Annotated in this window: 23 protein-coding genes; 11 read left to right on the plus strand and 12 right to left on the minus strand. The window is 60.3% G+C overall.

Features of this window, described 5'->3' with window-relative positions; genetic code table 11:
* The first annotated feature begins 136 nt into the window (after nt 1-136).
* Together Q354_RS0116610 and Q354_RS0116620 are read left to right on the plus strand one after the other, a co-directional pair.
* On the plus strand, nt 137-1,351 hold the full coding sequence (locus Q354_RS0116610; RefSeq protein WP_027858576.1) for an aspartate aminotransferase family protein: 1,215 nt from the start codon (nt 137-139) through the stop codon (nt 1,349-1,351).
* Nucleotides 1,352-2,555: 1,204 nt separating this feature from the next.
* Nucleotides 2,556-3,203, plus strand: coding sequence for a protein-L-isoaspartate(D-aspartate) O-methyltransferase (locus Q354_RS0116620; protein WP_027858577.1), 648 nt, complete (start codon nt 2,556-2,558; stop codon nt 3,201-3,203).
* A gap of 38 nt (nt 3,204-3,241) precedes the next feature.
* Here the strand turns inward: Q354_RS0116620 and Q354_RS0116625 are convergent, their stop codons facing one another.
* From Q354_RS0116625 to Q354_RS0116665, 9 genes are all read right to left on the minus strand, one after another.
* Nucleotides 3,242-4,057, minus strand: a complete 816-nt coding sequence (locus Q354_RS0116625) for an enoyl-CoA hydratase/isomerase family protein (RefSeq protein ID WP_027858578.1) — start codon at nt 4,055-4,057, stop codon at nt 3,242-3,244.
* Nucleotide 4,058: 1 nt separating this feature from the next.
* Nucleotides 4,059-6,230: an acetate--CoA ligase family protein gene (locus tag Q354_RS0116630; protein ID WP_051560220.1), complete on the minus strand. Its 2,172-nt coding sequence runs from the start codon at nt 6,228-6,230 to the stop codon at nt 4,059-4,061.
* Nucleotides 6,231-6,572: 342 nt separating this feature from the next.
* Nucleotides 6,573-7,721, minus strand: coding sequence for an alanine/ornithine racemase family PLP-dependent enzyme (locus tag Q354_RS26215; RefSeq protein ID WP_051560221.1), 1,149 nt, complete (start codon nt 7,719-7,721; stop codon nt 6,573-6,575).
* Between the two features lie 3 nt (nt 7,722-7,724).
* A complete protein-coding gene (gene dgcA / locus Q354_RS0116640; protein ID WP_027858580.1) occupies nt 7,725-8,711 on the minus strand; it encodes an N-acetyl-D-Glu racemase DgcA in 987 nt (328 codons plus the stop codon).
* A 2-nt stretch (nt 8,712-8,713) separates the two neighbouring features.
* Nucleotides 8,714-9,724 carry an N-acetyltransferase DgcN gene (gene dgcN, locus Q354_RS0116645; protein WP_027858581.1) on the minus strand — a complete coding sequence of 337 codons (1,011 nt, stop codon included), beginning with the start codon at nt 9,722-9,724 and terminating at the stop codon, nt 8,714-8,716.
* Between the two features lie 101 nt (nt 9,725-9,825).
* On the minus strand, nt 9,826-10,611 hold the full coding sequence (locus Q354_RS0116650; protein ID WP_281174733.1) for an ATP-binding cassette domain-containing protein: 786 nt from the start codon (nt 10,609-10,611) through the stop codon (nt 9,826-9,828).
* Nucleotides 10,601-11,350 carry an ABC transporter permease gene (locus Q354_RS0116655; protein ID WP_027858583.1) on the minus strand — a complete coding sequence of 250 codons (750 nt, stop codon included), beginning with the start codon at nt 11,348-11,350 and terminating at the stop codon, nt 10,601-10,603. Before Q354_RS0116655 ends, Q354_RS0116650 begins: the two co-directional genes overlap by 11 nt.
* 18 nt (nt 11,351-11,368) lie before the next feature.
* Nucleotides 11,369-12,082, minus strand: a complete 714-nt coding sequence (locus tag Q354_RS0116660; protein ID WP_027858584.1) for an ABC transporter permease — start codon at nt 12,080-12,082, stop codon at nt 11,369-11,371.
* Between the two features lie 60 nt (nt 12,083-12,142).
* The gene (locus tag Q354_RS0116665) at nt 12,143-12,931 is read right to left on the minus strand and encodes an ABC transporter substrate-binding protein (RefSeq protein WP_036230307.1); all 789 of its coding nucleotides are present in this window, start codon (nt 12,929-12,931) and stop codon (nt 12,143-12,145) included.
* 193 nt (nt 12,932-13,124) lie between these two features.
* Here Q354_RS0116665 and Q354_RS0116670 point away from each other — a divergent pair, with 193 nt between their 5' ends.
* The gene (locus Q354_RS0116670; RefSeq protein WP_027858586.1) at nt 13,125-14,084 is read left to right on the plus strand and encodes a LysR family transcriptional regulator; all 960 of its coding nucleotides are present in this window, start codon (nt 13,125-13,127) and stop codon (nt 14,082-14,084) included.
* A gap of 14 nt (nt 14,085-14,098) precedes the next feature.
* Here the strand turns inward: Q354_RS0116670 and gcvA are convergent, their stop codons facing one another.
* Together gcvA and acuI are read right to left on the minus strand one after the other, a co-directional pair.
* Nucleotides 14,099-15,016, minus strand: coding sequence for a transcriptional regulator GcvA (gcvA, locus tag Q354_RS0116675; RefSeq protein ID WP_027858587.1), 918 nt, complete (start codon nt 15,014-15,016; stop codon nt 14,099-14,101).
* Between the two features lie 159 nt (nt 15,017-15,175).
* On the minus strand, nt 15,176-16,174 hold the full coding sequence (gene acuI, locus Q354_RS0116680) for an acrylyl-CoA reductase (NADPH) (RefSeq protein ID WP_036230310.1): 999 nt from the start codon (nt 16,172-16,174) through the stop codon (nt 15,176-15,178).
* 400 nt (nt 16,175-16,574) lie between these two features.
* Here acuI and Q354_RS0116685 point away from each other — a divergent pair, with 400 nt between their 5' ends.
* Entirely contained in the window at nt 16,575-17,312 is a 738-nt protein-coding gene (locus Q354_RS0116685) for a FadR/GntR family transcriptional regulator (protein WP_027858589.1), read from the plus strand.
* Between the two features lie 227 nt (nt 17,313-17,539).
* Here the strand turns inward: Q354_RS0116685 and Q354_RS0116690 are convergent, their stop codons facing one another.
* Nucleotides 17,540-17,998: an aminoacyl-tRNA deacylase gene (locus tag Q354_RS0116690; protein WP_051560280.1), complete on the minus strand. Its 459-nt coding sequence runs from the start codon at nt 17,996-17,998 to the stop codon at nt 17,540-17,542.
* Between Q354_RS0116690 and Q354_RS28340 the strand changes: the two genes are divergently transcribed.
* The 7 genes from Q354_RS28340 to Q354_RS0116720 all read left to right on the plus strand — a co-directional run bounded on the left by Q354_RS28340 (nt 17,997) and on the right by Q354_RS0116720 (nt 26,354).
* A complete protein-coding gene (locus Q354_RS28340; protein WP_156948400.1) occupies nt 17,997-18,176 on the plus strand; it encodes a hypothetical protein in 180 nt (59 codons plus the stop codon). The two genes, Q354_RS0116690 and Q354_RS28340, sit on opposite strands and share 2 nt — an antisense overlap.
* 90 nt (nt 18,177-18,266) lie before the next feature.
* Nucleotides 18,267-19,214 (plus strand): hypothetical protein, encoded by a 948-nt coding sequence (locus tag Q354_RS27545; protein WP_027858591.1) that lies wholly within the window; start codon nt 18,267-18,269, stop codon nt 19,212-19,214.
* Nucleotides 19,183-20,232: an arginine N-succinyltransferase gene (astA, locus tag Q354_RS0116700; protein ID WP_027858592.1), complete on the plus strand. Its 1,050-nt coding sequence runs from the start codon at nt 19,183-19,185 to the stop codon at nt 20,230-20,232. Before Q354_RS27545 ends, astA (Q354_RS0116700) begins: the two co-directional genes overlap by 32 nt.
* 68 nt (nt 20,233-20,300) lie before the next feature.
* Nucleotides 20,301-21,329: an arginine N-succinyltransferase gene (gene astA / locus Q354_RS0116705; RefSeq protein ID WP_027858593.1), complete on the plus strand. Its 1,029-nt coding sequence runs from the start codon at nt 20,301-20,303 to the stop codon at nt 21,327-21,329.
* Nucleotide 21,330: 1 nt separating this feature from the next.
* Nucleotides 21,331-22,800, plus strand: a complete 1,470-nt coding sequence (gene astD / locus Q354_RS0116710; RefSeq protein WP_027858594.1) for a succinylglutamate-semialdehyde dehydrogenase — start codon at nt 21,331-21,333, stop codon at nt 22,798-22,800.
* Nucleotides 22,801-22,972: 172 nt separating this feature from the next.
* Complete coding sequence (gene astB / locus Q354_RS0116715) at nt 22,973-24,307, plus strand: N-succinylarginine dihydrolase (protein ID WP_027858595.1); 1,335 nt, start codon at nt 22,973-22,975, stop codon at nt 24,305-24,307.
* Nucleotides 24,308-24,443: 136 nt separating this feature from the next.
* A complete protein-coding gene (locus Q354_RS0116720) occupies nt 24,444-26,354 on the plus strand; it encodes a Na+/H+ antiporter NhaC family protein (RefSeq protein WP_036230317.1) in 1,911 nt (636 codons plus the stop codon).
* The last annotated feature ends 27 nt before the right edge of the window (nt 26,355-26,381 follow it).

The following is a 26,381-nucleotide window of genomic DNA, read 5'->3' on the forward strand; positions in this document are numbered from 1 at the left end:
TAAATATTACTTGTTTGCCCGCCCCTTAACGAACGCCTAATGTGGATAGTCACGAGATAGCATCTGGTACTTACGGTGCATCGACTGTCAGGCAAAAATAACGGTGCATAAAGCACATATAAATCGGGAGATAATCATGACTGAACTGACCCGCAGCGTTTTTGACGATGTAATGGTACCTAACTACAACCCGCAGCAGATGGTTCCGGTGCGCGGTGAAGGTACCCGCGTATGGGATCAGGACGGCAATGAGTTCATCGACTTTGCCGGCGGTATCGCCGTGAACTGCGTGGGCCACAACCACCCTAAACTGGTCGCTGCGCTGAAAGAGCAGGCCGACAAGCTGTGGCACCTGAGCAACGTTTACACCAACGAGCCGGCACTGGAGCTGGGTCAGAAGCTGACCGAAGCCACTTTTGCCGACCGCGTTTTCTACTGCAACTCCGGCGCTGAAGCCAACGAAGCCGCCTTCAAACTGGCGCGTAAATATGCCTTCGACAACTTCGGCCCGGAAAAGAACGAAATCATCGCCTTCGAGAAAGCCTTCCACGGCCGTACCCTGTTCACCGTATCCGTTGGTGGTCAGCCTAAATACCGTGAAGGTTTCGAGCCAGCACCAGGCGGCATCAATCACGTACCGTTCAACGATATCGAAGCCCTGAAGGCGGCGATCTCCGACAAGACCTGTGCCGTGGTAATGGAACCGATCCAGGGTGAAGGCGGTATCATCCCGGCTGATCCTGAATTCGCCAAAGCGGTGCGCGAGCTGTGCGATGAGCACAACGCCCTGCTGGTATTCGACGAAGTGCAGACAGGTGTGGGCCGTACCGGTCACCTGTACGCCTACGAAGGCCTGGGCGTTACTCCAGACATCCTGTCTACGGCTAAAGCCCTGGGCGGCGGCTTCCCGGTTGGCGCGATGCTGACCACCGCTAAGGTTGCGGCCAGCTTCGTGATGGGTACTCACGGCAGCACCTACGGCGGTAACCCGCTGGCTTGTAAGGTCGCGTCTACCGTTCTGGATATCGTTAACACCCCGGAGACTCTGGACGGCGTTAACGCTAAGAACAAGCTGTTCCTGCAAGGCCTGGACGCACTCAACGCTAAGTTTGAGATCTTCAAGGAAGTCCGTTCCGCTGGCCTGCTGATCGGTGCCGAGCTGGTTGAGAAATTCCACGGCCGTGCCGGTGAATTCAACAAAGCCGCGCACGCCAACGGCCTGATGATGCTGGTTGCTGGCCCGAACGTCCTGCGTTTCACTCCATCCCTGCTGGTGGAAGACGCCGAGATCGAAGCCGGTCTAGCGCGTCTGGAAAAAGCGATCGAACAGATCCTGGCAGCTGAAGCCTAAGCTTCTTCGCCACTTTAAAGGGTCAGGGCTCGGCTCCCTGACCCTTTAGCTCCCCGCGCGGGGGCGGGTACCCTTTTCCCGCTCCCGCCACTCAAATACCCTGTCTATTAAGCTTCTTAACATTCGATTCATTTCATTCAAGATTAGCTGGAAGAGCCTTTTTTTCTTGTACGGTATATAAGCTATAAAATTTTGTAGTGATTCTGTAAGCAATAAAAAAGGCGGGTTACCCCGCCGTTAATATTTAATCGAACCAATCAAGCTTACTTAGCCAATCAGCGATCGTAGGAATTAGCTTATCCTCTACAAAAATCGCTAGTTGAATCGCTCGAGCTATTGCAAAGGTAAACCGTAAAAATTTACTTCTCATAAAAGTCCTTTGTGTAGGTTGGTACCAAACCGGCCCACACTCGATACCACTGTCCACACGTACAGTGCTGACAGTGGCATTGGCAAGAACTATAATCCGGTTGCAATCATCCTATAGCGCTTGCCAGTGAGCCGGCTGCTGTATGGACAATGCCTTCTTGGCAGAGCCTCGTGAGTGTTGGAGCACCACGGGGCTTTTTATTGCTCACCTTGAGCGAAAGTCCCGAAATACTTATCCACATATCATGCGGTCTTCGTCGTATTCCTTGTGCCCAAATATAGTTTTCTATCACTTAATTTCAATATTGATTTGCAAGCACAACTGTGTAGACCAAAGGCGAAAGCTGAAGCCAGAAGCGACATTTACTGGCTTCCCGTCATCAAGTGACCTTAAAGAAATATTTTCACCTTTGCCTTAAAGTACATTCCTAATGTTCATCAATAGAAAGTGACATAGATATGCCTTTAAAATATTGAATTCGCAGTATTTGTAGATAAAATGTGCACCCCTTTTTTTAGGATGATTATTCTCGTAATCTATTTTTCTTATTATTAATTATTGAGCTAAAGGCCTTTAATTAATTCCTAGGCAGATTGGGTTGAGGAGCGCAGCGACAAACCCAACACTGCTCCAAAGTTACGAATAGCCGCAAAATTCGATCCTGATTGTTGGGGTTAGCAGACTCATCCACAGCCTACGCATCTCACTCCCGAAATCAGCCATTTGCCTTAAATCCCCGACCTTGCTGATCCAAGGGGCCTTTAGACTCTGCCCAAGCGCGCCGTGACTGGCTATGCTAAATGCAGAGTATGCGGTTCTGGCAGTGGAGGGAGTATGGCTAATCAGGCAACGCTGATGCGGCAGATCGAGCTGGATGTACGGCTGACGTCGGCCGAGACCGGGGTGGCTGAACTCTCCACTAACGTGAAACAGGCGCTGGCGCGGGTACCGCGTGAGAAGTTTGTGCTGCCGGAATTCCGCCTCGAGGCCTGGGATAACTGTGCCCTGCCGATCGCCTGTGAGCAGACCATCTCGCAACCCTTTATCGTCGCCATTATGACCGAACTGCTGCAGCTGAAATATGAGCAGCGGGTGCTGGAGGTGGGTACCGGTTCCGGCTATCAGGCGGCGGTGCTGGCTGAACTCTGTGGCGAGGTACATACGCTGGAGCGCCATGAACTGCTCTATCGACGCGCCAGTCAGCGCCTGAAATCCCTCGGCTACGGCGTTCACTGCTATCTGGGCGATGGTTTTCATGGCTTGCAGGAGCAGGCCCCGTTCGACGCCATTATCGTCACCGCCGCCGCGAGGATGATTCCCCGGCCGCTGATGCAGCAACTGGCACCGGGTGGCCGGATGGTGATTCCGGTGGGAATGGCGGGCTACCGCCAGACCCTGCTGTTACTGGAAAAAGACCAGCAGGGCGAGCTGAAACAGCGCACCGTGCTGGCCGTGTCCTTCGTACCTCTGGTCGAGGATTAAGTACCTCTGGTCGAGGATTAGCTACCGCTGGTAGAAGACTAGCTTTCAGGCGAGGCGAACTGCGCTTCGCGCCAGGCCAGGGCGGCCTTGAGGCCATCCTGGGCCAGCACTTCGTTAAACTGCCGCGACTCAGCGGTCTCGGTGGTCTCTATTACTACATCCAGCTCCAGTGCCTGCAGCAGCGCCTGCCTCAGCCCCATAATGTCGCAGCTGCGGTTGATCGCCAGCTTGGTCAGACGTACTGCGGTCTGGTCGAGGATCGCCAGGCTGTGGGCGGTCTGCAGTGCATCGCTGAGCAGCTCCTCTTCGCTGGAGACCTGGTTGATCAGCCCCAGTTGCAGCGCCCGTTCCGGAGTGACCCGGTCGTTGCCGCTCATCAGCAGTTCCTTGGCCTGTTTCGGGCCGCTGATCCAGGGCATCAGCAGGGCGACGATGCCGGAGCCGAACTTCACCTCCGGCACGCCGAGGCGGGTGTTCTCGGCGCAGAGGGTGATATCACAGGCCATGGCGATCTCCAGTGCGCTGCCGAGGCAGTACTTGTGGAGTGCGGCGATGGTCGGCTTGGGCGAGTCCCAGAAGCGCATGATCAGCTTGAAGTCATTCTCCAGCAGGGCGCGCTTGGCGGTGATATCACCGTCGGCGGTGCCGGCTTCGATATCGAAGCCGGCAGAGAACGCCTTGCCTTCGCCATAGAGCAGGATCGACCGTACCGCGTCGTCTGCTTCGGCGGCGTCCATCGCCTGGTTTAGCTCGGCCACCATCTGCTGGCTGATGGCGTTGAGCTTATCGGGCCGGTTAAGGCCGATCATCGCCACCGGGCCTTCGAGGCGGTAGTTGATGGTTTCAAAGTCCATATCAGTGGGTCTCCTGCTGAACAGATTGCTGTTCGGTTTCCAGGGCCGCCTTGGGGACCACCAGAGCGTCGACGGCGACACAGCCTGCAGCGCTGACCTTGACCGGATTCACATCCATCTCGGCGATCAGATCACCCAGGTCGCTGGCCAGCAGCGACAGGCGGGAGAGGGCATGGGCCACGGCATCGACATCGCAGGCTTCCTGACCGCGCAGGCCATCCAGCAGCGGGCGCATCGCCAGCTTGTCGATCATCTCGCGGGCATCGCGCTGGCCGACCGGGGCCAGCGCGATCTGGCGGTCGCGCAGCACCTCGATGAAAATGCCGCCCCCGGCGATCATCACCATCGGGCCGAACTGTGGATCGTTGAGGACGCCAAAGGCGACTTCGGCCGTGCCCTGGGCCATCCCGGCCAGCAGTACCCGGCTGCCGAGACGGCTATTGATATCTTCATAAGCGTCACGCAGCTGGGCGCTGTCCTGCAGGTTGAGCTTGACGCCACCGACATCGGATTTATGCAGGATGCCCGGCATGGCGGTTTTCAGCACCAGCGGATAGCCGACCTGTTCGCCAGCCTGCAGTGCCTCTTGCAGTGAGTCGGCCAGCATCGCCGCCTGGGTCGGCACGCCGTAATCCTGCAGCAGCTGCAGCCCTTCATATTCGTCCAGCATCTGCGCCTGGCTCAGGCGGGTACGCCATTTCAGGCTGATATCGAGGCCGACCGCCTCAGGCAGGTTGTCCTGTGGTTTTTTCAGGAAGTCGCGGTAGTCCATGGCATGACGGATCGCCGACAGGCCCTGTTCGGTGCCATCCAGTACCGGAATCCCGGCACGGCAGAGGCGCATCGCCAGATCCTGCGAGTCGGTGCCGACATGGTTGGTCAGCATCACCACCGGCTTGGTGGAGCGCATAGAGACACGGCGGCAGACCCGGGCAAAGGATTCGTGCAGCCAGAAGCGCGAGGTCAGGTCGGCCATAAACACCCCCATGGCGGTGTCCGGGTCGTCCATCAGCGCCTGCCAGCAGTGTTCGAAAATCTGCTGGTAGTTGTTGCCGGTGCCCCAGGCATCCAGCGGGTTGATCGGTTCCAGCCCCGGGTCGAGGTTCTCCTTCAGGCTGGCAACGGTGTCGTCATTGATCGCCGCGAAGGGCACATTGGCCTCATCGGCCAGGTCCATCAGTACCTCACGCTCGCCGCCGGAGTCACCGATCGCCGCGATGCCGCCAGCGGCCATGCGGCGTGGCTGGGACAGCAGCAATGAAGTGGCGGCCAGTTCGTCGAGGCTCTTCACCCGGATTACGCCGTAGCGCTCGAACAGCGCCTGGTAGGCAGCATCGTCACCAGCGATGGCGCCGGAGTGGCTGACCGCCAGGGCGGCGGCGGCTTCGCTGCGACCGGCCTTCAACACCACCACCGGGATCTCTTTCTGGCGCGCCTTCTCCAGTGCGGCGACAAAGGCGTCCGGATCGCGTACCGCTTCCAGAAACAGCGCGATCACCCGGGTGCTGGGCTGTTCCAGCGCATAGTCCATGTAGTCGGCGGCGGTGGTCACCAGCTCCATACCGGCGGATACCGCCAGGTTAAAGCGCAGTTTCTGGTCGTTCCACAGCAGGCCGGTCAGTACCGAGCCGGACTGGCTGATATAGGTCACACCGCCGGGGCGGAAGTCGCGGGCGATATGCTGCGGGAAGGCGCGCAGGCCCTGGTCCATGTTGTAGAAGCCCATGCAGTTGGCACCGCAGATCGGCATCCCGGCGGTGCGGGCCTTGTCACGAATGCGCTCCGACAGCTGTGGATCCTCATCCAGATAGGCACTGCCGAAGATCACGGCGGCACCGACGCCCAGTTCGATCGCCTCGTCCAGTACCGCTTCGATGCGGCCGTTACCCACCGCAATCACCGCCAGGTCGACCACCTCCGGCAGGGCGCTGAGGGCGGCATAACAGCGAATACCCTCGATCTCGTCATATTTCGGATTGACCGCATAGGCGTGGCCCATAAAACCGCCGTCGAGCAGCTCCAGCACCATATCGTTACCGGCGGCGTCCACCTGGGTGGATGCGCCGATCAGGGCAACGGACTGGGGTGCCAGCAGTGGCGTCAGCGGGTGCCGGTTGCCCAGATCCGGGCGGGTATTTTCTGGGGCCTTCAGGGCGCTGTTCTGATTGCTCATCGTGAGCCTCCAATGACTGTTATTTTTATTAAGCTGTCCGCCTGAATCTGTGTTGTGCTCAGGCGTTGAATCATCGCAACCGGCCCCGGGGCGGGCAGCATCCATTGCTGCCTTTTTGATCAGGTTGCTTGTCTGAGGCCGAGTGTGTCCTGAGGCCCTGATGGCAACAAGCAATAAAAAAAAGCCCTGAGGCCCAAGAATATTTATACCTGGGCGGCAGGGCGTGAAATCGCTGGAGGCTATGCCGTACGGGCTGTCCAGCGCAGGTGGAAAGGGGTCGTGATTGGTTAAGTCAGGCAACCAGAAACGACAGGGCCGGATAGGGAACCCTGTCGTCGCGGCTTAACTATCGGCCGGCTGCCGGGGCGTGGCAGACGGCGACCGGACGCCGGACGGGGAGTGCTCGGCGCTGCCCTCATTGAGATAGGTTTTCTCGACAAAGGGGGAGGTCATTGCCGCCAGCGTCGCGGCGTAATTCAGGTTAAAGCGCACCTCATCACCCACCTGCAGCGGATGGCGGCCGGAGTCCAGCACCAGGTGATCGCTGCTGGCACCAATCACGGCCAGATCGGGCTGCTGCGGGACTATGCCCGCAAGCTGGATATCCTGCAGCCCCATCGCCAGAATGCTGCGCTGGAATTCGCCGCGTTGTACGAAGCTGGGACGTTCGCCAAAGGCGTTCTGTGTCAGCTCGCCTTCCGGGACTGAGGGCTTAACCCTGGCCTCAATCACTTCCGCTACCAGGCTGATCGCATCCTGATACAGCGCTGGCAGCGGCTGGCCGTAGAGGGTTTCCCGGCCCAGCAGGATCGCCTCGCCCAGCCGCAGGTTATTGACGGCGCCGATATTGTCGCTGTTCAGCAGCCAGTCGAGGCTGGAGGAGTTGCCGCCGGAGACCTGCAGCAGCGGCAGGCCAAAGCGCTGGCGCAGCCGGACGGCGGTGTCCGACAGGCGGTGCATATTGGTGGCATCGGGTTTGACGCCGCTGAGGCAGGTCAGGTTAGTACCGATGCCTTCGAGGTCGATATTGGGCAGGCTGCGGCACAGACTCACCACCTGCTCAATCTCGCTGAGCGGAATCCCTTCGCGCAGGTCGCCCAGCTCCAGCATCAGCAGTACCCGGTGACGCCGCCCCAGACGCTGCGCCGCGACGGAGAGGCGGCGGATCACCTCCGGCTCGCTGTTGAGACTGATATCGGCATACTGCACCACGTCATCGATACGGCTCAGCTGGGGTGAGCGCAGCAGCATAAATTCAGCCTGGATGCCGGCCTGGCGCATCTTGATGATGTTCTCGATCCGCGAGTCGCCGAGGCTGCTGACACCGCCCTGCAGCATGGCGCGGGCGATACGCGGATCGCCCAGTGCCACCTTGGTGACGCCGGTGACGGCCACTTTGCGCAGCGCCAGCCGTCCGCTCAGCTGGGCGCTGTTATGCCATACCCTGGCCAGGTCGATCTCCAGCCGGGGTGTGATCTGCGGTGCGGTCATGGTTTACCCCCAGAGTGGCGTGGCGGGCGGGTGGAGACGGCTGCCTTCATAGCGCAGGCCGTCGCTGCGATCCTCCGCCAGCAGTAACGGGCCGTCCAGGTCGACCCAGCGTGCCTGCTGGGCCAGCAGCAGTGCCGGCGTCATCGCCAGCGAGGTGCCGATCATGCAGCCGACCATGATCTCGAAACCCTGCTCGGTGGCGGCTTTTGCCAGCGCCAGTGCTTCGGTCATACCGCCGGTCTTATCCAGTTTGATATTTACCACCTGGTAGCGGCCCTGCAGCCGCGGCAGTGAACTGCGGTCGAGGCAGGATTCGTCGGCTGCGATGGGGATGATCGGCTCGACCTGATCCAGCAGGTGATCCTGCTCGGGCGGCAGCGGCTGCTCGATCATCTCGACGCCCAGCGCCGCCAGCTTGGGCAGGTACTCCTGCAACTGCGCCAGGCTCCAGCCGGTATTGGCATCGATCATCAGGCGGCAGTCCGGCGCGGCGGCACGCACGGCCGCGACCCGCTCGACATCACCCGGGCGCCCCAGCTTCAGCTTCAGCAGCGGACGTTCGCAGTTGGCCGCTGCGACGGCGGCCATATTCTCCGGGCTGTCCAGCGACAGGGTGTAGGCGGTGGTGACCGCCTTAGGTGCCTGTGCCAGCCCGGCCAGCTGCCAGCCATGCTGGTTGCGTTGCTGCGCTTCGAGGTCGAACAGGGCGCAGTCCACCGCGTTGCGGGCACTACCCGCCGGCATCAGCTGCAGCAGCTCACTGCGGCTGGCACCCTGCTCGATGGCATGGCGGGCCCGTTCGATGCTGTCGCTGACCGGTGGATAATCGGCTTCCAGCGCCTCGGTACGCTCGCATTCGCCGCGCCCGGTCAGGCCGTCCTGCTCGATCTCGACTACCACAACCTCGCCAAAATGCATCGGTGCCAGGCGGGAGATGATGAACGGCTTCTTCAGCGGCCACTTTTCAGCCTTGATAGACAGGGTACGCATCTTCAGCCCTCCAGCCCGTCGACGATCGCAGCGACGCCGGTCCGGACCGGATCGACCACCGGGACGCCGTACAGCGCCTGGCAACGGGCAATCTCGGCAGCGGCTTCGGCCGGGCTCAGGGCGGAGGTGTTGAGCGCGATACCGCCGAGGCGGATGGCCGGGTTGGTCAGCGCGCCCAGCTGCAGGTTGGTTTTGATCACGGCATCCAGGTCCGGTACCGGGTAGCCCTCCATCAGGTCCATCTGCTGACGGCCGGATTCATGGCACACGATGATGACATCGGCCTGAGCACCATGCAGCAGGCCCAGGCTGACCCCGGCGTAGGCGGGGTGAAACAGCGACCCCTGGCCTTCGATAATATCCCAGTGATCCGGATCGTTGGCCGGAGACAGCTGCTCGACAACCCCGGCGATGAAATCGGAGATTACGGCATCTACCGGCACCCCGGACCCTTCGATCAGGATGCCGGTCTGGCCGGTGGCGCGGAAGGTGGCGTTGATACCGCGGCGCTGCATCTCCTGATGGATCGCCAGGGTGGAGAACATCTTACCGACACAGCAGTCACTGCCCACCGCCAGCAGGCGTTTGCCGGAACGGGGCAGGCCGTTACCGCAGACCATCTCCACCTGGGGCTCGCGTACGTCGATCAGGCGCTGGCCGGTGCGCTCCGCCACGGCCACCAGATCCCGGATGGCGTTGAGGCGGATATGCAGGCCGCTGGCGATATCCATACCGGCCTCCATCGCCTCGATCAGAATCGGCAGCCATTCAGCCGGCAGGCTGCCACCGGCCGGGGCCAGGCCGAGGATAAAGGTCTTTGCCCCCGCCGCTGCGGCCTGCTGTACCGACATTTCGGTCAGGCCGAGGTCGGCCTTAGCGCCGGGCAGGCGCATCTGGCCAACACATTTCTCCGGCCGCCAGTGGGCCACGCCCTTGGCAACCTTGGCCATCAGCAGGTCTTCGGCATCGCCCATAAATACCAGGTAGGGGGCTTTCAGTTCGTTCTGTGTCATGGCTGTTTTCCTTTGCTAGTACTGGAGTTCAGGCCGCAAAAGGTCCTTCGAACTCAATCGAATATTTTTCAGTGACCACTCAGATCAGTGGTTTCGGGGATTCAGTAAAGTGACGCGATAAATCGCTGCAGCTGTTCGGATTGCGGGTTGCCGAACAGCTGCTCCGGCGGCCCCTGTTCGGCGATGAGTCCCTGATGCAGGTAGACGATCTGCGATGAGACATCGCGGGCGAAGCGCATCTCATGGGTCACCATAATCATGGTGCGGCCCTCTGCGGCCAGTTCGCGGATTACCTGCAGCACTTCGTTGACCAGTTCCGGGTCGAGCGCCGAGGTGGGCTCGTCAAACAGCATCACCTCGGGGTCCATCGCCAGCGCGCGGGCGATCGCCACCCGCTGTTTCTGGCCGCCGGAGAGCTGGTCGGGATACATATGGCATTTGTTCAGCATGCCGACCCGATCCAGCAGCACTTCGGCCTGGGCTATGGCGGCGTCACGGGACTGCCTGAGCAGGGCGCAGGGACCGAGGATGACGTTCTCCAGCACCGTCATGTGCGACCAGAGGTTGAACGACTGGAACACCATGCCGAGACGGCGCCGGGTCAGCTCCATCTGGCGACGGAAGCGGCGCGAGCGGTTTCCGGACAGGTCCAGGGCCTCGCCGTGAACGCTGAGGCGGCCGGCTTCCGGCACCTCCAGCAGGTTGAGGCAGCGCAGCAGGGTACTCTTGCCGGAACCGCTGGAGCCGATGATGCTGATCACATCATGCTGGCGGGCGCTCAGCGACACCCCTTTCAGCACCTCAGTACCGCCGTAGGACTTGTGCAGGTCGTCTGCCTGCAGGGCGATCCCGGCTGTGGCAAGCGGCATCGCGGGACTAGCTGACATGGGCGGACTCCTCCATTCGGGTGGCGGTGATCGGCGTGGTGCTCTGGCTGCCGTTTAGCTGGTGCTGCATATGCCGGGTCAGGCGTTTCTCGCCCAGGCGCCACAGCAGCACAAAGCCGGTGGTGATCAGCAGGTAGATCAGCGCAGCCCAGAAATACACTGAGATATCAAAAGTTTGCGAAAATACCCGGCGGGTGTTGCCCATCAGGTCGAGGATGGTGATGACACTGGCGATCGCGCCACCCTTAAGCATCAGGATGATCTCGTTGCCCAGTGCCGGAAAGGCGATGCGGTAGCTGTGCGGCAGAATGATCTTCTGGTACAGCAGACGCGGTGTCATACCGATGGCGATACCGGCTTCGATCTCGCCGCGGGGCACCGCCTGCAGGCCGCCGCGCAGAATCTCCAGCTGATAGGCGGCGGAGTTCAGGGCGAAGGTCAGCAGGGCGCAGTAGAAGGGGTCGCGGAAAAACCACCACAGCTCCAGCTGTTGCAGCTCCGGGCGAAACTGACCCGAGCCGTAGTAGAGCAGGAACAGCTGCGCCAGCAGCGGCGTGCCACGGAAAAACGAGACATAAAGGCGGATCGGCAGCTGCACCGCAAGGCCGCCGGAGTGGCGCAGGATCGCCAGCGGCAGCGACAGCAGGGCGGCGATGCTGACCGACAGGAATGTCAGTTTCAGGGTCATCAGGGCACCGTCCAGCAGGCGCGGGCCGTAGTCTATAAGCAGTTCAAACATCAGATTGACTCCCGTCCGCTAGAGGCTCTGTACGCCACGGTTGGCGCGTTTTTCCATCCGGGCGATACACCATTCAAAGAAGATGCAGATCATCCAGTAGATCAGGCAGACCGTAAGAAAGAACAGGAACGGCTTCTTGGTGGCGCCGACGGCAACGTTGGCCATCCGCATCAGATCATTGAGGGCGATCACCGACACCAGCGCCGTGTCCTTGAGCAGGTTGATCCACAGGTTGCCCAGCCCCGGCAGCGCCAGACGCAGGATCTGTGGCAGTTCGACTCGCTGGAAGATCTGCCAGCGGCTCATCCCGAAGGCCAGCCCCGCCTCACGCTGACCGCGATCCAGCGCCTGCCAGGCACCGCGCAGGACTTCGCCGGAGTAACCGCCGAACACCAGCGCCAGGGCCACAACCCCGGCGACAAAGGGGCTCAGTTCGAAAAAGGCGGCCTGCGGATCAAGCCACTTCAGCGTTTTATTAATCAGCAGTCCGGCACCGTGATAGATGATGAACAGCGTGAGCAGCTCCGGCAGGCCGCGAATCGTGGTGGTAAAAAACACTGCGCCGCTGCGCGGCAGGGCCTTCTGTGAGACGGACGCCGCCGCCACCGCCAGCCCGATCGCAAGGCCCAGCGGCAGGGTCAGCAACGCCAGCGACAGGGTAATGCCCAGCCCGCCCAGCAGTTCGTCGCCCCAGCCCTGCTGGCCGAAACCCAGGTAATCAAACCATTGCATACAACATCCTCCGGCTGACCTTGCGGCGGCGCCGGCAGCACCGCCGCAGTGAGGCCCTGCTTACTTCAGGGTGAGAATGTTGATGGCAAAGAACTTGTCGTTAATCGCCTTATAAGTCCCGTTGGCAACGATGGTATCCAGTGCCTTATTCAGCTTCTGGCGCAGGGCGTCGTCCTCCTGGCGGACCGCCATACCGACGCCTTCACCGACAAACGCGGGATCGGTGATCGGCTCGCCAGCCAGCTTACAGCAGCTGCCATCCTCGGAGCCGCGGGTCCAGTCCAGCATCGGGATCATATCCCCCACCTGGGCGTCCAGCCGGCCTGATACCAGGTCCAGATTGACGGCGTCCTGGGTTGGATAGAGACGGACATCGGAATCCGGGTAGAGCGCGGTGAGGTAATCGGCCTGGGTGCTGGAACCCTGGGCGCCGATGGTCTTACCGGCCATCGCCTCGGGCGAGAAGTCGCTCTGCTGCGAGTCTTTCGGCACCACAAAGGTCATCGCCGCTTTCTGGTAGGGATTGGTGAAATGCACCTGTTTCTTACGCTTCTCGGTAATAAACATCGAAGCGATAATCACGTCGTACTTGCCCGCCTTCAGGGCCGGAATAATGCCGTCCCAGTCCTGCGCCACGAAGCTGCAGCGGGCCTGCATCTCTGCGCACAGCGCCTTACCAATCTCGACATCGAAACCGCCCAGCTGGCCATCGGCACTGAAATAGTTAAACGGAGGGTAGGCACCTTCGGTACCAATACGCAGTGTAAGGTTGTCTGCTGCCAGGGCGCTGCCAACCGGGGCGATCGCAAGCATTGCAGAAAGGGCCAATGAGCGCAGGTTCTTATTCATATTATTTTACCTTTGGGTCTGACTCTGCTGATGGAGTCGGTCACCGAAAGCCGCGGCCCTGATCGTGCTGCGGCCATAACGGACCGTCCATCGCAGTGTCTGTAACGGGCGCTCATTTAACAAATGAATAGTTATTATGCTATACATAGCCAGCTGCTATGTGTAACCGCTTCTCTATCACTGGACTGATGCTATGCTGTCGTCACAAGATCGCTTTCTGCGCAACCTGGACTGGAACCTGCTGTACACCTTTATCACCATTGTCGATGAGGGCAGCATTACCGGCGCAGCGCGTAAACTGGCCTACAGCCAGCCCAGTGTCAGCAATGCGCTGAAGCGGCTGGAAGAGTACCTGGGCGAACGTCTGATCGTCCGCAAAAAGGGTGTTTTTTCTCTGACAGATCAGGGGCTTAGGGTGTACGAGTCGGCTTCTTCCATCGGCAGTATCATGGGCCACCTGGCGGATCAGTTTGCTGCCCCGACGGGCGAAATCAGCGGTGAGATCAATATTGAGATCGCCAGTCATATCCACTGCCCGCCGCTGGACAGGACGCTGGCGCAATACCACGCCCGCTATCCGAATGTATTCATTACCACCAATACCCAGCCCAGCGCCGATATCGTCAGCGCCGTAGCCGATGGCCGGCTGCGGATCGGTTTGAGCAATAAGAAGGTGTCGCAAACGGGCTTGCGCTTTGACGGTGTCGGCTACGAGCAGATGGCGTTTTACTGTGGCCGCAGCCATCCGCTCTATGGCCGGGAAGACCTGCAGCTGGATGACCTCAGGGGGCTGGCGTATGTTTCGTTTGAGAGCGACCAGCCCGGCGAGGGCCTGGGAGCGATTGCCCGTTACCGTGCCGAACAGCAGCTCTGGGGCAAGCTGGTGGCGGTCTCTTCTAATGAGGAGGAGGTGCGTCGCCTGATTCTGGCGGGGGTCGGTTTCGGCGCCCTGGCGACGGAAGCGGCGCGGCTGTTTGTCGAAGCGGGCATGCTATGGCCGTTACCGCCCTACGAACAGCTGCCGCTGACGGAGATCTATCTGGTAACGGCAGACAGTGTGCCATTGACCGAAGTGGAGCAAGGTTTCGTCGAGATGCTGCGCAAGGCGGCCAATGACGAGATCCGCAGCGGCAGGACCGCCGATACGGAATGACGCGGGCCGGAGTACTACGGACAGTTTATCGGCGCTGCTTGCGCCGCCAGTTCTGCCTCCTCCAGCAACCAGTCACGGAACAGCCCGGCATCGGGATGCTTCAGCGCCGAGGCGGGGTAGGTGAGGTGGAAGGCTTCGTTGGTTTCGATCACCTCGTCGAAGGGAGCGACCAGGCGGCCATCAGCCAGCATACCCGCCACCAGTGAACTGCGTCCCAGCGCCAGGCCCTCGCCCAGAGCCGCCATCTCCAGTGCCGAGATCAGGGTGTCGAACTGCAGGCCGCGCGGCGCGATCAGCTGGCCTTCGCCGATCTGTTGCAGCCAGTACTCCCAGCCCTCCTCATAGCCGATCACATGCAGCAGGGTGTGCTGTGCCAGGTCGGCTGGGTGATTGAGTGGCTGGCTCTGCAGCAGCGTCGGGCTGCAGACCGGGAACAGTTTGTCCCAGGTGAGGCGGTCGGACTCCAGCCCGGGCCAGTAGCCCTTGCCGTAACGAACCTCCATATCCACATCCGCCGGGCTGTCCTGCTCGCGTACCCAGATATTGCTGGTAAAGCGCAGGCCGACATCGGGATAGCGCTCGCGGAAGCGGTGCAGGCGGGGCGCCAGCCAGGTGGTGAAAAACACCAGATTAGCGCGCAGGGTCAGTTGCTTGTTGCGGCCCTGGCCGAAGATCTCTTCGGTCGCGGCGGCGAGCCGGTCGGTGGCTTCGCGCACGGCGGGCAGGAATGCCAGCCCGGCATCGGTCAGCTCCAGCCCGCGCGCCAGGCGCTTGAACAGCGGCGTACCCAGCTGAGCCTCCAGCCCCTTAACCTGCTGGCTGATCGCGGCCTGGGTCATATTCAGCTCCTGCGCCGCCTGGGTAAAACTCAGGTAGCGGGCCGAAGCTTCAAAGGAGCGTAACCAGTTGAGGGGAGGGAGGTTCTTTTTCATGCAGTCTTGTTCTCAGACGGGCGCTCAGACCCATGTTGGGTTTTGCCGCTACGCGCCGCAACCAACCTATAATCTGATCGCAGCCAATGGGGTCAGCTCTTGTAGCTACGAGCGGCGCCTTTATCAGCGCGCCACCCGTAGCTCGCAGCGCGGTGCGCCTCAGGCGTTCAGGTCGACAATCACGCGACCCTGAACCTGGCCCTTCATAATCTGCTGGGCTTTCTCCGGAATCTCTTCCAGTGATACCACCTGCTCGATGGCATTGAGCATCGATTCCGGCAGCTCTTTCGCCAGACGCTGCCAGGCGATGGTACGGCGCTCGACCGGACACATCACCGAGTCGACACCCTGCAGGCGCACGTTGCGCAGGATAAACGGCATCACCGTGGAGGGCAGTTTGAAGCCACCGGCCAGGCCACAGGCAGTAACAGTCGCGCTGTAGTCGGCTTCGGCCAGCACGCGGGCCAGCATCTCGCCACCGACGGTATCGACGGCCCCGGCCCAGCGCTGTTTCTCCAGCGGGCGGGCTTTCTCGGACATCTCTTCGCGGCTGAGGATCTCGCTGGCGCCCAGGTCACGCAGGTACTGGTGGGTGGATTCACGACCGGTCACGGCGGCAACCTTGTAACCGGCATTGGCCAGCAGGGCCACGGCTACGCTGCCCACGCCCCCGGCGGCGCCGGTCACCACCACAGGTCCGCTGTCGGGTGTCACACCGCCTTCTTCCAGTGCCATCACGCAGAGCATGGCGGTCAGGCCGGCGGTACCGATGCCCATCGCCTGTTTGGCATCCAGGCCTTCTGCCAGCGGTACCAGCCACTTGGCTTTAACGCGCTGCATCTGGCTGTAGCCGCCCCAGTATTTCTCACCTACGCTCCAGCCGGTCAGCACCACTTTGTCACCGGCTTTGTAGTCGTCGGAAGCGGATTCGACCACGGTACCGGCCAGGTCGATCCCCGGCACCATTGGCCACTGCAGCACGATCTTGCCGGTGCCACTGACCGCCATGCCGTCCTTGTAGTTGAGGCTGGAGTAATCCACCGCTACCAGCACCTCCTCATCCGGCAGGTCGCCGAGGCTCAGCTGCTTGATCTCGGCTAGGGTGTTCTTCTCTTCATCCTGGTTCAGGACAAGGGCTTTAAAGGATTCACGGGTCACGACGGTCTCTCCTGTTATGGGCTGTAACCGGACACGCTGCGAGGTTTGTAGCAGGCAGATGACACCGGTGCAGTAGTAACCAAATATTCAGTTTTCCGCCACTTCCGATCTCTTATCGGAAGCCGGTCGGAACCGAACGCTCCATTTACAGTAGATTCTGATTCCTCTATTTGTCAAACAAATATAAATAATATGAACTAAAAAATATATGTTATATTAGTTGGGTAATGGCTCAGAGCACTGTTCTGAGAAGCTGTGAAGGCACTGCGCGAGAAAGCGTGGCTTTTTAAAACCCTTTTTAATTCAAAGGGTTAATCGTTTTTGGCAGCAGTGAGCTGATATTGGCTAAGAGCGTTGCGACGCCTGCCGCAGAACCGCCTGAAAGACCCGGAGCCCGTTGATGAGCATCAAATACGAGAAGATAGTAACCCAGAGTCTGGCCAAACAGATCTCTGAAAATATACGTGACTCCATTCTGCAAGGCCACCTCAAAGTGGACGACCGTTTGCCCACCGAAGAGGAGCTGGCAGAGCGCTTTTCGGTCTCTCGTCCGACCATCCGCGAGGCACTGAAACGGCTGGCGGCGCAGAACCTGATCCGTTCCCGCCGTGGCCCGACCGGCGGTACCTTCGTCAAACGTCCGTCGACTGAGGAACTCAACACCTCGCTGACCAACGCCGCCACCCTGATGGTCTCATTGGGGGAGTTCGACCTGGATTCCATCGCCGAAGCCCGTGCCGATATGGAGGCGCTCTGTATCAAGCTGGCGGTTGAGCGCCGTAGCGAGGATCACCTGGCGGCGATGGCGGCCGAGATCGAATTGCAGCGCAGCGGCATCAGTGATGAGGCGTTCTGTGCCTCCGATATTCGCTTCCACCGCGCCATCGTCGAAGCCACCGCCAATCCGGTACTGCAGTTCAATATGTACACGGTGATCGAGGCGCTGCAGCCGCTGACCAATATGATCGCCAACCGCTATCGTGACCGTGAGGTGATCACCGGCCACCATCAGGCGATCCACGACGCGCTGAAAGAACGAAACCTCTGGGACGCCCTCAATGCCCTCAGCCTGCTGATGACCTATCTGAAGGAACAATATGGGAAAGCGGTAAGCCAGAAGCAGCAGGTGACGAGCTAGCGGCAAGCGCTAAGCTTTTAGCGCGTGGCTTCCAGCTCGCTGCTGCCGAAGGGCTGATAAGGAACGCATCCGACAAACCAAACCAGAGAATTTACACCCTTCCCAACATCGCCATGTTGGGATTCGGCGCTGCGCGCCTCGACCCAACCTACTCAACAGCAGGCGCTTAATCAAAGCGCGCTTCTGCTCTTGCGCGCCGCTCGCAGCGCCCGGCCCGCGGCTCAGGCTTAGTGTCGGTGACAAAAATGCCCGTACCTGACGCCCTGCATCAGCAGGCGGAACTCGCTGCCGGAGAGGGCGATCAGGGTCTGGTGGTCGCCGCCTTCCATATAGACGTTGGAGAGGGTGGCCAGGTCTTCATCCACTACGGTATCGATCTCATAGGCTTTGCCCAGTGCCGGGACCGCGCCGGGCAGGCAGTCGGAAAACATCAGCCTGAGCTCGGTTTCACTGGCCAGCTCCAGCTGACGCCCCAGCTTCTGGCTCAGCCGCTTCAACTGCAGCCAGCTGTCGGCCGGTATTACCGCCAGCAGGTAGCTCTGTTCATCCTTTAACAGTACCGCCTTGGCCAGGTGGTCTTCCGGGACTTTTGCCTCATAGGCGCTGTCGCGGCTGCAGCCGGTCGCCTTGTGCTGCAGCAGTTGATAGGGGGTGGCGTGGTCGTGCAGATGGTTTAACAGAGACATGGCGATAGCCATCCTGCTTTCCTCCGTATTTTTAGTAACAAAAATAGCCGATCTGCCGCCGCCTGCACTTGCGGATTTTTCACCTCAGCGCCGGGCTGAGTGTTTCGCTGTTTTTGCTGCCTTCAAGCGCGTTTTTAGCGCTGTTTTCACAGAACTTTTCCTAAATGTCTGCAAATGAAAACTCCGTGTCGCCTCAGTGACAGGGGGCATATTGGTCGATTTAGCCCTTTCTTCAATAATACCTTTACCCAAAGCGCGAGGGCGAAGCATGCGACAGATAACCCCATTTACACCCTGGCTCGACTGGCTGGATGACCAGTTCGAGGCGATGCTGGAGAAGACGATCCGCCTGGCGCGTATCGATTCCCGCAGCGGTGATGCCACAGGTGTAAACCGGGTTGGAGAGCTGGTGCGTGACTTACTGTCCGGCCTGGGTGCGACAAGTGAAGTGTTTGCTCTGAATCCCGACCGTGGGATTTTCCAAAGCCCCTGTGTGCTCGCAGATCCGCAGGGCAATGAACAACCGTCCGGACAGGGTCAGCTGATCCGCCTGTGCCAGCGACCGCAGGCACCACGCCAGGTGCTGCTGGTGGCGCAGCTGGATACGGCCTGTCCGGCAACTCAACCGTTTCAGGCGGTAACGCGGCTGGAGGATGACGCAGTTGCTGGCGAGATCCTCCGCGGACCCGGCGTTGCCCATCTGAAAGGCGGCATTATGGTGATGATCAAGGCGCTGCAGGCGTTGGAACGGACGCCCTGGGCCAGCCAGATCGGCTGGGAACTGCTCCTGATCCCAGACGGGGAGCAGCCAAGCGCGGCGACTTCAGCGTTCATCACCGATGCCTCCACCCGACATCAGCTGATGCTGGGATTTAACCCGGTGGCCGCAGATGCGGCGATCGACTGTCCGCCGCCCGATACGGGTGGCGGGGCAATGCAGCAATGGCTCAATGACACCGCCCGCAGCCTCGGTATTTTCCGTCCGCTGGCCGCGGCCGGCGCTGACGTGGCCTGGCCGCGAGTGACCCTGCCGCAGATTCGCAACCTCGGCGTTGTCGGCGGCAATATCCGAAGCAGTGATGAGTATATGCAGGTGCTCAGCCTGACCGAACGTGCCAAACTGAGCGCCCTGTTATTGATGAAACTGGCTGCTGCCGGGGAGCTGTCCTGGCTGGAGGAAACCGATGCTGATTATCCGACCGCTCAACTTTGCTGATCTGGAGGCGCTGGAACGCCTGGCAGACAGTGCGCGCGGGAGTCTGACGACCCTGCCTGCAAACCGTGACCACCTGAGTGAGCTGGTCAGCCTGACCCAGCAGTCCCTGACCAAAGAGGTGGGACGGGCAGGCGAAGAGAGTTATCACTTTGTGCTGGAGGAGACGGATAGCGGCAATGTTGTCGGCATCTCCGGCATCGAAGCCGCTGTGGGGCTGCGTACACCGTTTTACAGCTACCGCATCGACGAGATCGTCCACGCGTCCAGCGAGCTGCAGATCCATAACCGGATTCCGGCACTGCACCTGTGCCAGGACTACACCGGCAATACCCGGCTCTGTTCGCTGTTCCTGGATCAGCACCACCGTGACCCGGCGGCGCTGCACCTGTTGTCCCGCTCGCGGATGCTGTTTATGGCACAGCATCCGCAGCGCTTTGCCCGCCGCACCCTGGCTGAACTGCAGGGGCTGCAGGACGAAAACGGCCAGTCGCCTTTCTGGGAGTGTCTGGGCCGGCACTTTTTTGAGATGGAGTTTGCCCAGGCAGACTACCTCACCAGCATCAGCTCCAAGGGCTTTATCGCCGACCTGATGCCGCATTACCCGGTTTACGCCACCCTGCTCAGCGCGGAAGCCCGCGCGGCACTGGGCCAGCCGCGTCCAGACGTGGAGGTGGTGATGGACCTACTGGAAGATGAAGGTTTCACCTACAAGGGCTATGTCGACATCTTCGATGCCGGGCCGACCCTTGAGGTACGCAGTGATGATATCCGCTCGGTCTATATGAGCCGTAACCTGCCGCTGCAGATCAGCGAAGAGGGCGGCAGTGACTGGGTATTGGTGAGTAACAACAAGCTGCAGGATTACCGCTGTGCCCTGGTGCGCAGCAATGCTGCGGCACCGACGCTGACCGCGGCCGAGGCGGCGGCACTGAAGCTGGAAGCGGGCGACGAAATACGTTGCCTGAAGCTGGACGCCGGTGAGATTGAGCTGGCCGATGCTGGCGTAGGATTGGGTTGAGAGCGGCAGCTGTCGTTGCAACCCGTCCGCGGGGACTTGAAACAGAATAACAGAGGCAGACACTACAAATGATGGTAGTACGACCAATCAAGGAACAGGACTGGGACGACCTGAGAGCTTTGGCCGCCAAGACAGGGCCGGGCTTCACCTCATTGCAGGACAATGATGAGCAGGTACGCGCCAAGCTGGAGGCCGGGGTCGAGGCGATGGCCAACGGTACCGCGCCGGACGCCTGTAACTACCTGTTTGTGCTGGAAGATCTGAGCCTCGGTAAGGTGGTGGGCGTCTGTGGTATCGATGCCGCCGTGGGTCTGAGTTATCCCTGGTACAACTACCGTGTCGGAACCATGGTGCAGGCGTCGCGTGAGCTGGATATCTACAAGCAGACCCAGATCCTCACCATCAGTAATGATTTCACCGGTTACACCGAACTCTGCACCCTGTTTCTCGATCCGGATTACCGTCACAGCAAGAACGGTCACCTGCTCTCCAAGTCGCGTTTCCTGTTCCTGGCCGAGTTCCAGGAGCGTTTCCACCACACGGTGCTGGCCGAGATGCGCGGCTACTCCGACGCCAACGGCGTATCGCCGTTCTGGGAGGGACTGGGCCGTCACTTCTTCGAGATCGATTTCGATCACGCCGATCAGCTGTCTTACAAGACCAAGGTCTTTATCGCCGAGCTGATGCCGAAGTACCCGATCTACACCAATCTGCTGCCGGAATCGGCGCGCGAGGTGATCGGGCTGACCCATGACAACACCACCCCGGCGCGCCGCCTGCTGGAGCAGGAAGGGTTCCGCTACAGCGGCTATATCGACATCTTCGATGCCGGTCCGGCGCTGGAAGCACCGCTGCGCGAGATCCGCGCGGTGCATGACAGCCGTTATGTGAAGGCCAAACTGGTGGACCAGAAGCTGGATGGTGAGCTGTTTTTGCTGAGTAACTGCGAGTTCAACGACTACCGCTGCGCTATGGCGCCGATGCGGATGCAAGGAAATGACATAGCCCTGATCAGCGCTGAAACCGCTGCGGGTCTCAATATTCAATCGGGCGACACCCTGCGTGCGGTGCCGCTTTTCGCCGACAGGAGATTCTGAAATGGCTGATAACCTCTTTATCAACGGACAGTGGCTGCCAGGTGCAGCCGAAGCCTTTAGCTCACTCAACCCGGCCAAGGGCGAAGTGATCTGGCAAGGTAACAGTGCTGATGCCGCACAGGTAGACCAGGCACTGAACGCTGCCCGTGCCGCTTTCCCGGCCTGGGCTGCGAAAAGCTTCGAGCAGCGTGCGGAATTTATCCGTGCCTATGCCGCCAAGCTGGAAGAGAACAAAGAGCTGATGGCCGAGACCATCGCCATGGAAACCGGTAAGCCGCTGTGGGAAACCCGCACCGAAGCCGGCGCCATGGTCGGTAAGGCTGAAATCTCCATCAAGGCCTACAACGAACGTACCGGCAGCCGTGAATCCGAAATGCCGGGTGCCCGCGCGGTACTGCGTCACAAGCCACACGGCGTGGTCGCGGTATTTGGCCCGTACAACTTCCCGGGCCACCTGCCAAACGGCCATATTATCCCGGCCCTGCTGGCGGGTAACACCGTGGTACTGAAGCCAAGCGAGCTGACCCCGGCGGTCGCTGAGTTGATGGTTAAACTGTGGCAGGAGGCTGACCTGCCAGAAGGCGTGCTGAACCTGGTACAGGGCGAGCGTGATACGGGTATTGCACTGGCGAACCATCAGCAGATCGATGGTCTGTTCTTCACCGGCAGCTCCCGCACCGGCCATATCCTGCACCAGCAGTTTGGCGGCCGTCCGGATAAAATCCTGGCGCTGGAGATGGGCGGCAACAACCCGCTGATTATCGGTGAGATCTCCGATGTGAAGGCGGCGGTACATGAGACCATCCAGTCTGCCTACATCACCACTGGCCAGCGCTGCACCTGCGCCCGTCGCCTGTTTGTACCGCGCAATGAGACCGGCGATCAGTTTATCAGCCTGCTGAAAGCGGCGGTTGAGAAGATCCAGGTCGGCGAGCAGAAGGCCGACCCGGCGCCATTTATGGGCTCTATGATCTCCGAACAGGCGGCTGACGGCATGGTGGCGGCACAGGCTAACCTGATCGAGCTGGGCGCCTCTCCGGTGGTTGAGCTGAAGAAACTGCAGGCCGGTACCGGTTTTGTCTCCCCGGGCCTGATCGATGTCACGGCGATCGCTTCCCTGCCGGACGATGAGTACTTCGGTCCGTTGCTGCAGCTGATCCGTTACGACGATTTCGATGCGGCGATCGATGAAGCCAACAACACCAGCTACGGTCTGTCTGCCGGTATCTTTACCGATTCCGATGCCCAGTTCGATAACTTCTACGGTCGCATCCGTGCCGGTATCGTTAACCGCAACAAGCAGCTGACCGGTGCCAGCAGTGCGGCGCCGTTCGGTGGTATCGGCGGTTCCGGTAACCACCGTGCCAGCGCTTTCTACGCGGCGGACTACTGCGCCTACCCGGTCGCGGGCCTGGAAGCCGAAGGTCTGAGCCTACCGGCAACACTGTCTCCGGGCCTCGACCTGGACTAAGCCTGCGCAGCAGGCGCTTCGGGCCTGCCAGCAGCGCGCTGCGCGTTTCGCAAAACGCGCAGCCACTTTCGTATTTCGGACGGTCAGATCTCTCTGGCCGTCCTAAACTTTCAGCATTAAAACCTGCAGATGCTCTGGTGATTTAATCAGTGGCAGGGGTGAGGATTAGCCAATGAAAGCATTTGAAGCCAATTTTGACGGCCTGGTCGGCCCGACCCACAACTATGCCGGTCTCTCTTTCGGTAACGTGGCCTCGCAGAATAACCAGGATGCGCCGTCCAACCCGCGTGAAGCCGCGAAACAGGGCCTGGTGAAGATGAAGGCGCTGCATGATATGGGGCTGGTACAGGGCGTACTGGCACCGCAGGAGCGTCCCGATGTTCATACCCTGCGCCGTCTGGGCCTCAGCGGCAGCGATGCCGATGTGCTGTTCCAGGCGCGCCAGCAGGCACCGGCGATCCTGGCCGCCTGCTGCTCGGCCTCCAGCATGTGGACCGCCAATGCCGCCACCGTATCGCCCAGCGCCGATACCCTGGACGGTCGGGTACACTTCACCCCGGCCAACCTGACCAACAAGTTCCATCGCTCTATCGAGCATGAAACCACTGGCCGCATCCTGCAGGCGACCTTCAGCGACGACAAGCACTTCGCTCACCATCAGGCGTTGCCGGGTGCCGAGCATTTCGGTGATGAAGGCGCCGCTAACCACACCCGTTTCTGCACCGAATACGGTGAGCAGGGCGTGGAGTTCTTCGTGCATGGCCGTTACGCCTTCGACAGCAGCAAACCGGCACCGCAGAAATACCCGGCACGTCACACCTTTGAAGCTGCCGAGGCGGTGGCCCGCCTGCATGGCCTGAATATGGGTAAGGTGGTGATTGCGCAGCAGAATCCGGATGTGATCGATCAGGGCGTGTTCCATAATGATGTGATCGCGGTCGGTAACCGCAACCTGCTGTTCTGCCACCAGGAAGCCTTCCTTAATCAGGACGAGGTGAAGAAAGAGCTGCACAAGCGTTTCGGTGAAGGTTTCCGTGTCACTGAAGTGCCGAGCGATAAGGTCAGCGTGCAGGATGCGGTGAAAACCTACCTGTTTAACAGCCAGCTGCTGGCACTGCCGAACGGTAAGACCCTGCTGGTAATCCCGGAAGAGTGCCGGGGTAACCCGCGTGTCTGGGCTTATGTGGAAGAGCTGCTGGCCAGCGACAGCGGTATCGACGCAGTGAAGGTGTTCGACCTCAAGCAGAGCATGTGCAACGGTGGCGGTCCTGCCTGCCTGCGCCTGCGTGTGGTACTGAACGAAGCCGAGCATGCGGCGATGAACCAGCATGCGCTGATGAGCGATCAGCTGTTTGCCACCCTCAATGGCTGGGTCGACAAGCACTACCGCGATCGCCTGACCGAAGCCGAGCTGGCCGATCCGCAACTGCTGATCGAGTCCCGCACCGCGCTGGATGAGCTGACCCGCATCCTTAATCTGGGTGCTGTTTACCAGTTCCAACGCTAGAATACGCGCTTTCCAGATCCAGCCGCGCCTTACCGGTGCGGCTGGATTTTTTCTGTCTGGCTGCGTTATCCCGCAGTCACCTCCCATGAAATGAAACGGTACCGGGCATTATCTTGCTCCGGTGATAGCTATTGATATGCATTACTATAAAAAACTGCTCTCTGTCTTTGCCCTGATGTGGCTCTGCAGCGGCCTGGTTCAGGCGGCTGACAATGCCAAAATCGAACTGCCTGCGCTGGTGCTGCAGGATATCGCTTTCGAAGCCAGCGTGGCGCTGGACAATGCCGAAGGCGACTACCAGCTGCTGGTGGACGGTCAGCGCTATCCGCTGAATTTTGAGGATGGCAAAGCATCGGTGACAGAGATCAGTGTCGGGCACCATCCGGTGCAGGCGCAGCTGCTGAGTGCCGAGGGAGCGGTACTGGCAGAGGCTGAAACCATCTCGGTGCCGGCGATCCTGTCGCTGGCTCCGGCATTTGTTGCCATCGTGCTGGCACTGGCGCTGAAACAGGTGATTCCGGCACTGTTCGCCGGTATCTGGGTCGGTGCGGCGCTGACCTACGGTGTCTCCTTCAGCGGTATCTGGAAGGGCCTGCTGGATACGGTATCCAAGTTCACCGTCAACTCCATCAACGACTGGGGCCACGTGGCGATCATCATCTTCTCGCTGATGATCGGCGGCCTGGTCGGCATTATCAGCAAGAACGGCGGCACCGCTGGCATCGTTAACCTGATCCTTAACCTGATCAAGACCCGTCGCGGCGGTCAGGTGGGCACGGCGATGCTGGGTTCGGCGATCTTCTTTGATGACTACGCCAACACCCTGATCGTCGGTAACACCATGCGTCCGATCACCGACAAGCTGAAGATTTCGCGTGAGAAACTGGCATATATTGTCGATTCCACGGCGGCGCCGGTGGCGACCGTCTCAGTGATCAGCACCTGGGTGGGTGTGGAGACCGGCCTGATCGATGCCGCTGTCAGCAAGATCGATGCGATCGATCAGGCCGCCTACTCGATCTTCCTCGACTCGCTGGCTTACAGCTACTACCCGATTCTGGCCTGGCTGTTTGTGATGTTTGTCGCCTTCAGCGGCCGTGATTTCGGTCCGATGTACCGCGCCGAACTGGCGGCGCAGCAGCGTGCCGATCAGGCCGACAGTGGCGATAAGAGCCTGGCGCAGATCGAAGACGAAGTGGCGCATTCCGGTAAGGCCGAAGCCCGTGCCTATCGCGCGATTTTGCCGATTCTGGTGCTGCTGGGCGGCACTATCGCCGGCATCTACTACACCGGCCTGGAAAGCGCCCCGGCAGGCTCCGGCTTTGCCGATGTCTTCTCCGCCGGAGATTCCTTCCTGGCGATGCTCTGGGCCTCGTTGGCATCGGTGATGGTGGCGGGCTTCCTGTCACTGGGCAGTAAGGGCCTGACCCTTGAAGAGACCATCGATGCCTGGTTTGACGGCGTCCGTACCCTGACGCCGGGTGTCATCGTACTGGTACTGGCCTGGTCGATGTCCAACGTCAACGATGCCCTGCATACCAGTGACTACCTGACCTCGCTGCTGGGCTCTACCGTGGCGCCGGCGATGTTGCCGACGGTGATCTTCCTGGTGGCGGCGGTGACCGCTTTTGCCACCGGCACCAGCTGGGGCGTGATGGGTATCCTGATGCCGCTGGTGATTCCGCTGTGCTGGAATATCCTCGAAGCCAACGGCATGGCCGGTACCACTCAGGGCATGGCGATCTTCTATGCCGCAGTCTCTTCGGTGATGGCCGGAGCGGTCTGGGGCGATCACTGCTCGCCGATCTCGGACACCACGGTACTGGCCTCTATCGCCAGTGACTGTAACCATATGGATCACGTCCGTACCCAGATGCCTTATGCGCTGTTTGTCGGTACCGTCAGCATCCTGCTGGGTCTGGTGCCGGCCGGTTTCGGCGTACCCTGGTACGTCGGCCTGGGTATCAGTATCGCAGTGCTCTGGTTTGGCCTGCGCCTGCTCAGCAGCCGTGCGGCGCGCCAGCCGCTGGCAGCAACGGCCAGTTAAGACGCACACTCAGAAAAACAAAAATCC

It is taken from the genome of Marinobacterium jannaschii DSM 6295 (genome assembly GCF_000620085.1).
GTDB classification, from domain to species: domain Bacteria; phylum Pseudomonadota; class Gammaproteobacteria; order Pseudomonadales; family Balneatricaceae; genus Pontibacterium; species Pontibacterium jannaschii.